Annotated in this window: 6 protein-coding genes, 1 tRNA gene and 1 riboswitch; of the genes, 1 reads left to right on the top strand and 6 read right to left on the bottom strand. The window is 48.0% G+C overall.

Annotated features, from left to right (window positions below; all coding sequences use genetic code 11):
• Nucleotides 1-182: 182 nt before the first annotated feature.
• The 5 genes from Q2J39_RS10380 to Q2J39_RS10400 all read right to left on the bottom strand — a co-directional run bounded on the left by Q2J39_RS10380 (nt 183) and on the right by Q2J39_RS10400 (nt 4,083).
• On the bottom strand, nt 183-374 hold the full coding sequence (locus tag Q2J39_RS10380) for a hypothetical protein (RefSeq protein ID WP_288340611.1): 192 nt from the start codon (nt 372-374) through the stop codon (nt 183-185).
• Nucleotides 375-548: 174 nt separating this feature from the next.
• Entirely contained in the window at nt 549-1,352 is an 804-nt protein-coding gene (locus tag Q2J39_RS10385; RefSeq protein WP_230268187.1) for a tyrosine-protein phosphatase, read from the bottom strand.
• A gap of 1,143 nt (nt 1,353-2,495) precedes the next feature.
• Nucleotides 2,496-2,571, bottom strand: a tRNA-His gene (locus Q2J39_RS10390).
• A 308-nt stretch (nt 2,572-2,879) separates the two neighbouring features.
• A complete protein-coding gene (locus Q2J39_RS10395) occupies nt 2,880-3,347 on the bottom strand; it encodes a pyridoxamine 5'-phosphate oxidase family protein (RefSeq protein ID WP_230268188.1) in 468 nt (155 codons plus the stop codon).
• 85 nt (nt 3,348-3,432) lie between these two features.
• Nucleotides 3,433-4,083, bottom strand: coding sequence for an ECF transporter S component (locus Q2J39_RS10400; protein ID WP_288340608.1), 651 nt, complete (start codon nt 4,081-4,083; stop codon nt 3,433-3,435).
• Nucleotides 4,084-4,157: 74 nt separating this feature from the next.
• Nucleotides 4,158-4,273: riboswitch (FMN riboswitch) on the bottom strand.
• 203 nt (nt 4,274-4,476) lie between these two features.
• On the opposite strand from Q2J39_RS10400, the gene Q2J39_RS10405 reads away from it, so the two are divergent.
• On the top strand, nt 4,477-4,722 hold the full coding sequence (locus Q2J39_RS10405; protein WP_230268190.1) for a hypothetical protein: 246 nt from the start codon (nt 4,477-4,479) through the stop codon (nt 4,720-4,722).
• A 241-nt stretch (nt 4,723-4,963) separates the two neighbouring features.
• Here Q2J39_RS10405 and murB read toward each other — a convergent pair whose 3' ends face one another.
• A complete protein-coding gene (gene murB, locus Q2J39_RS10410) occupies nt 4,964-5,836 on the bottom strand; it encodes a UDP-N-acetylmuramate dehydrogenase (RefSeq protein WP_230268191.1) in 873 nt (290 codons plus the stop codon).
• Nucleotides 5,837-6,103 lie beyond the last annotated feature (267 nt).

A 6,103-nucleotide genomic window follows, 5' to 3' on the forward strand; every position in this document is an offset into this window, starting at 1 on the left:
AGCGTATCTAATATTCAGTCTCGCGTATACCCGTCGATTGTTTGACACTTACAAACAAATGGGGAGCCTTCCGTTACGTCTTTTCACACGATCAATGGCTTGAGTGTGTGGCGGATTTAAAGCAGAACATCCTCGATATCGTGCTCCAAAAAGAAAAGAGCCGCTCAAGCGGCTCTTGCAATCTATTTCTTAACGGCAACCTTCAGGGACCCGTCTACTAATGTCTGAAACAGTTTATCGTACAGCTTGTCTTTTTCTTCAATGTCAGCACGCGCATCGTCTCTCAGTTTAAAAATCCAGTTTCGGGATCCACACATACCTACGGCATTACTTCTTTTTTCCAATTTTGCTAATTCAGGATCATAAGCGCGCATAAAGGACCTCCTCGAATACTCTTTTAACTGATCCTTTTCTATTATTGTTTTAACGGTACAAAACAGAGAAGTCACCCACTGCTCGTCCTTCACAGGCTTCAGATAACTGATCGCTGTATTCTTCTTTCACCTCAGCGGGAATTCGAAGCACAGAGTTTATTTGCTGTCTACCCGCTAATCCATCAGATACTTCTTTTGCAGGTTATGCAGGTCTTCTTCAGTAAGGTCAAGCCCCTCTTTCAGGAACGCGTCCCAAGAACTGTAATGTTCCTGAATCGAGCGGTCAAAAGCTTCAAAGTAGGAACGGTGCGCAAAGAGATAGCCGGCGATTTCATCGTCAGCGAGAGCCTTGCCTTTCTTAAAGACCGCCGACGCTAACATGCGGTCTCTTGCCGCGTTTTTGCTCATGTACAGATTGGTCTGCAAATAGTCAGTCAGAATCGTATCCATATCTACGCCCAGCGCATATTCAATCAGCGCCGCGCCAATACCGGTCCGATCCTTGCCCTGCGTACAGTGCCAGACCACACCGCCATCCGTTTCCAGAAACACCTTAAAGAGAAGTTTCCATGCTTTTCGCGCATCTTCCGACCATACGAAAGACGCGTAAAGCTGTTCCATCATATTTCTGGAATTGGAGAGCGCCATCTTTAACAGATGTTCATTGCCGCCAGCGAGTTTTCGAAGATCCATTTCGAGAAATACGGGATCTTCCACCAGCTGTGCGCCTTCAACCGGTTTATCTGGTTCCGTATTGCGCTCTGCTCTGGATCGCAGATCCACGATGCAGCCAAGTCCCAGTTCTTCGAAGGTTATGCGATCGAGTTTGGAAGCGTGAGAAAGCTTAGCGGATCGAAAAAGCTTTCCAGGCCGAATCACTCGACCATCCTTTCCAATCATTCCGCCAAGATCGCGGCAGTTCTGAATTTTTTCGAACGGAAGATGTACGGATACTTCCGTTAACAGTTCTTCTTGCATTGTCAGTCCCCTTTACTGATCGAATTCAAGTTCTGACGGATTCAAAAAATACAATGAAGGCATCAGACTGAATGACTTCATACTATTCCTTTTTCCAGAAACAGACGCCTCATTTGTCCAGAGCGTAAGACAAATGTCATCAAAGAAAGGATTTTGAAATTCACAGAAGAACGCTGAATCGAGAGCAGTCCCAATGAAAAAGCCTGCCGGTTCGACAAGCGGATTTTGCACTCTTATGCAATTCAAAATGAAGGGGAACAGGACTGAACTTTTAATCGATCCTGTTCCTCGATTCCAATCCCGAATTTATGATTCCCATTTCACGTCCAGACAAACGAACTGCGCTTTTCTTGACGCTGCTGCAAATACAGCTGAAACCTATTCAGTCACCCGGAAAACGATTCTGAGCCGAAAGCAGCGACCTCTCGACGTATCGCCCTGTCCAATGGACCAATGCCAGCAAGGGAATGACACCCTCATCTTTCACATGTCATCCAGAGTATCTATTTTTCGCTGTGCCCCTGGCACCAGAAAATCCAACTCTTAGCGGGCGGCAGATTCTGCTGCTCGAATCCGACATATCAGATCTCCGGTTTCCCGGATGAGCTGCCCCGGCTCTTGACTGGTATTTCCTGCATGAACTGAAGACCAGTTCAGACAGAGGCAGGATTCTTTTCACAGAGCGTCTATTGCGAGCCGGTGATGATCGGTACCTTTGTTTCAGGCTGGATCCAGCATGTTCAGTGCGCTTGAAGAGTTTCTCTTCTTCACAGATGACATTGCTGCCGTCCGATCGCATCCTCCAAAACGTATCCGTATTGGATTTTACGAGCATTCACCTGAACTCCCGGCAGCATGACACCCCTCTGCACCGGGTTAGTTCGTTTGCACGGATCTGAAACAGTTATTTAACTTACACCTATATATCTATACCGATTATGCAAGAAATTCAGCATGCATATTCGCTATTATTGATTATTTCTTTTTCCTTACACTTTCCGGCAATCCGACCCGCACCGAATCGCTTGTGTCTTCCAGGATGCGCTCTGGAAAAAGAGGAGTGGATAAAAAAAATCCCCTGCTCTGGAGCGAATCCGCTTTTGAGCAGGGATATTTGAAAGGTTAAACCTTTATGTTTGCATATGGGGCGGCTGACGCGATTCGAACGCGCGCATGACGGAGCCACAATCCGCTGTGTTAACCGCTTCACCACAACCGCCATTTGGAATGCTTGGTTATAATACCTGTGGCAAAGAACAATGTCAACTTTTTAACTTCAATTTGTTCATTTAAGCAATTCGTTAAATGAACAGCTGTTTCGTGAGGCTTAAGCGCCCTTCTATACTTGGCTTTTTACGTTTCCGAAGCGTTCCCGGCTATTTTTCAGAGGGCGCCGGCGACCCGTAGGAAACAGGCTGCCGGAGAGATCCGCCTTTTCTGCATGAAAAAAGGCAGACCCTTTGACTGGATCTGCCGGTAAATCGAATAGAGCGGCTTTGTGAAAAGCGGCTGTCTGGAATGAACGAATTAGTCGTAAGGTTTGTAGACCGCTTTTTTCTCATCGAAGTTGATGAAGATCTGGTACGCGTTGCGGTTTTCGTCTTCATCCCAGATTTCCACGAAATGGGGTGTTACTTCCACGAGAATCTCGGTGTCTTCATGCGAGTAGGCATTGTAGGACTGCCAGAGAAATTCTTTATATTTCTTCTCGAATACACGGCCTTCTTCTTCCACGACCAGACCCGTGATTTTGGCGGTGCCTTCTACCTGCGTACCGTTGAAGCACATAGCTACGCGCGGGTTGGCATACAGCTGCTGAGTCTTGCGGAAATTCTTGTCGGTCTTGAAGTAGATTTTGTCGTTGTAAAACAGGCAAGATACATTGCGCACCATTGGATAGTTATCCACGCAGCTTGCCAGAGCCATGATTTTCCAGTCGCCCAGTTTGGCGCTGTATTTCTCTACGGCGGTTTCAAAGCCCATTTCTTTTTCCATTGATTTTCTCCTTCCTGCCTTGCGGCTGGATTTTCTTTTTGTTTGTGGGTGATGAAAGGAATTCGATTCCTTGGCGGAACCTTCTTTAGATCACGTTGATCACAGCCAGGATAATGATGGCCAGAGTAAGAATCGCAAAGGTGCCGACTGCGCCAGCCATCTTGTGACCGGTGATCTCTTCTTCTTCCTGCTTGCCCAGCGCCCCCGATTTGTGAAGAGCGTTGGAGACTGGCTTATAGACCAGAAGCAGAATGCCCGCATTGATCAGCCCCTTGAGGAAGTTGAACAGCGCGATAGCGGGCAGAAGTGTCACCACTGCCTCTCTTGGCATTCCAAAATAGATCGGATCCATGATGTAGTTCCAGAGAAGCATGACCACGATCTGTACCGCAATACCGGCGCAAAGGCCGACAAACGCTCCGTTTTTGGAATGCATCCGCTTGTAGACGACAGCGGCCGTGCATGCAAAGGCACAGCTTGAGAGGACGTTCATAAGCCAGTCGATTATATTGCCGCCGCGAAAAAGCAGTTCAATTGCCGAAGAAATTGCGGAAACGATCATCGCACTGATCGGACCAAATAAAAATCCCGCCATGCCGATGATGACATCCTTGGCATCATAGGTCAGAAACGAGACGGACGGTACCAGCGGAACGCGAAACAGCAGCGTCAGAACGACAGCCAATGCGCAGAACAGAGCCAGTACGGTCATTTTCTTTGTACTTATTTTTTTCATATTGCACCTCCTGTTACAAAGAAACCTGCTTTCGCCATCTTCCAGGTCTTATGCACACAGAAAAGCGCACAAAAAAAGTTCTTCTTTCATCCAGACTTTAACTGTTGCTGCCGGAGTTTCACACGGCTCGGCCCGAAGGTTCGCGGAGTATACCGCCAGTAGGGAATTTCACCCTGCCCTGAAGAATGGTTTGCATATACAATTATAAAAAAACAGAAGAGTCAGTCAATCTAGTCGTCCCTTTCCTTTGACATAAGGCAAAATGACTGGAAAAGAAAGGCTTTCACAGCCAGATTTGCGATCTTCACAAGACCGTCGCAAACCGATTGCGGTTGTCTACTGTCCATTTCTGGAGGGAAAGTCCAAAGCAATGCGAAAGAAAAGGAGAATTCCATGCCTGCTGCCAGAAAGAAAATCCAGAATCCCGTCAAAGGCGCAAAAAGCGTCTTCATCCCCAGCGGTACCTTCACATACGACGATCAGATTATCACCGTTCTGATCTCGGCCAAGACCGGTGAAGCCGCCTTTGAAATCGACGGTCAGCGCGTTGAAGATCCCGAAATGCAAAACAAGCTCGTGGAACACTTTTTGTCGATCAACAAGCCGGATCATAAATCCTCAAAGCCTGCTGCCAAATAGCCGATAAAAACGCCGCTCCGACGTAAAGCGCCTTCTGACGCAAACCGTCGTCACAGCGAAACGGCCGCAAAATGATACGAAAACAAAAACACGTCTGAACCTTTCGGATCTTTTCTCCGATTGACAGTGCAGACGTGTTTTCTTTCTGTTTGCCGCCCGCTTCTTCCTGCTTCAGAGGGCGGCTCTGCTTTTTTAAGTCCTGTCGTACAACGAATCGGGATACAGGATCTTGCTCCGATATCTATCCGTTTTTGCAAATGTAGTGGACTTCGAGTTCGAGATCGATGCCTTTCTGTCTGCGCACTTCGTCCTGAACGAGCGCAACCAGTTCCAGGAATTCCTTGCATGTCGCCTGATCTTCGTTGATCAGAAAACCGGCATGCTTCGTGGATACCATCGCATCGCCGACGCATTTTCCCTGCAGACCGCATTCCTGAATGAGCGCGGAAGCGTAGCCTTTTGCCGGACGCTTAAACGTGGATCCGGCGGACGCTTTGTCCATCGGCTGTTTGGAGTGGCGGCGATCGTGCAGATCATCCATACGGGCTTTCACGTTTTCCGGACGGTCTTCTTCAAACTGCAGATCCGCGTAAACCACAATGCCAAAATGGTCGGTAAACCAGGAATGTCGATAGCCAAGATCCAGTTCCTGGGCACTCTTTTCGTGCAGGACGCCGTTTTCATCCAGATAGCCAACGCGGACGAGGATATCCTTGTATTCCCCGTTATAGGCACCGGCATTCATGATGACTGCTCCGCCGACTGTACCCGGAATCCCGCTCGCAAATTCAAAACCGGTCAGTCCGTGCCTGGCGAGATAATCCGCCAGCTCTTCATTGGTGGTGCCGGCCAGCGTCCGGACGACGCCGTTTTCTTCTTCCTCAATACCAGAGAAGGCTTCGCCTAGATGAATAATCCAGCCGTCATAGCCTTCGTCTTCAAAAAGAACATTGGATCCGTTTCCCAGAACGAGAAGCGGCGCCTGGGCTTTCTTATTTTCTTCGAGAATCTCCTGAATCTGCGCAATGGTTTCCGGTTCATAAAAACGTGCAGCCGGGCCGCCGATCCGCAGCGTTGTCCAGTTTCGAAGCATTTCATCGGTTTTGTATTCCATCTGTTTTCTCCCCTGTGTTTCAAAGATCCTTCCGTGCGGAGCATACCTCCACATTCGGATCCTGTTTTCGCTTATTTGTATTATCGGTCAGAACCGCCCAGCCGTGCATGGTCTGGCTTCTGCTCCGCTCGCATTCACTCTAACAGATTCACAATCGCAATCAAAAATATGAACCGCTTGAGCCTTTCCGCCGTTTTCTTGTCCTTTTTTATTTTTTTGTAGTTTAAAACCAATGCTGTTCACTTAAGCTTCACAAGCTCACTTACA

It is taken from the genome of uncultured Allobaculum sp., assembly GCF_948576815.1.
Taxonomy (GTDB): Bacteria; Bacillota_I; Bacilli_A; order Erysipelotrichales; family Erysipelotrichaceae; genus Allobaculum; species Allobaculum fili.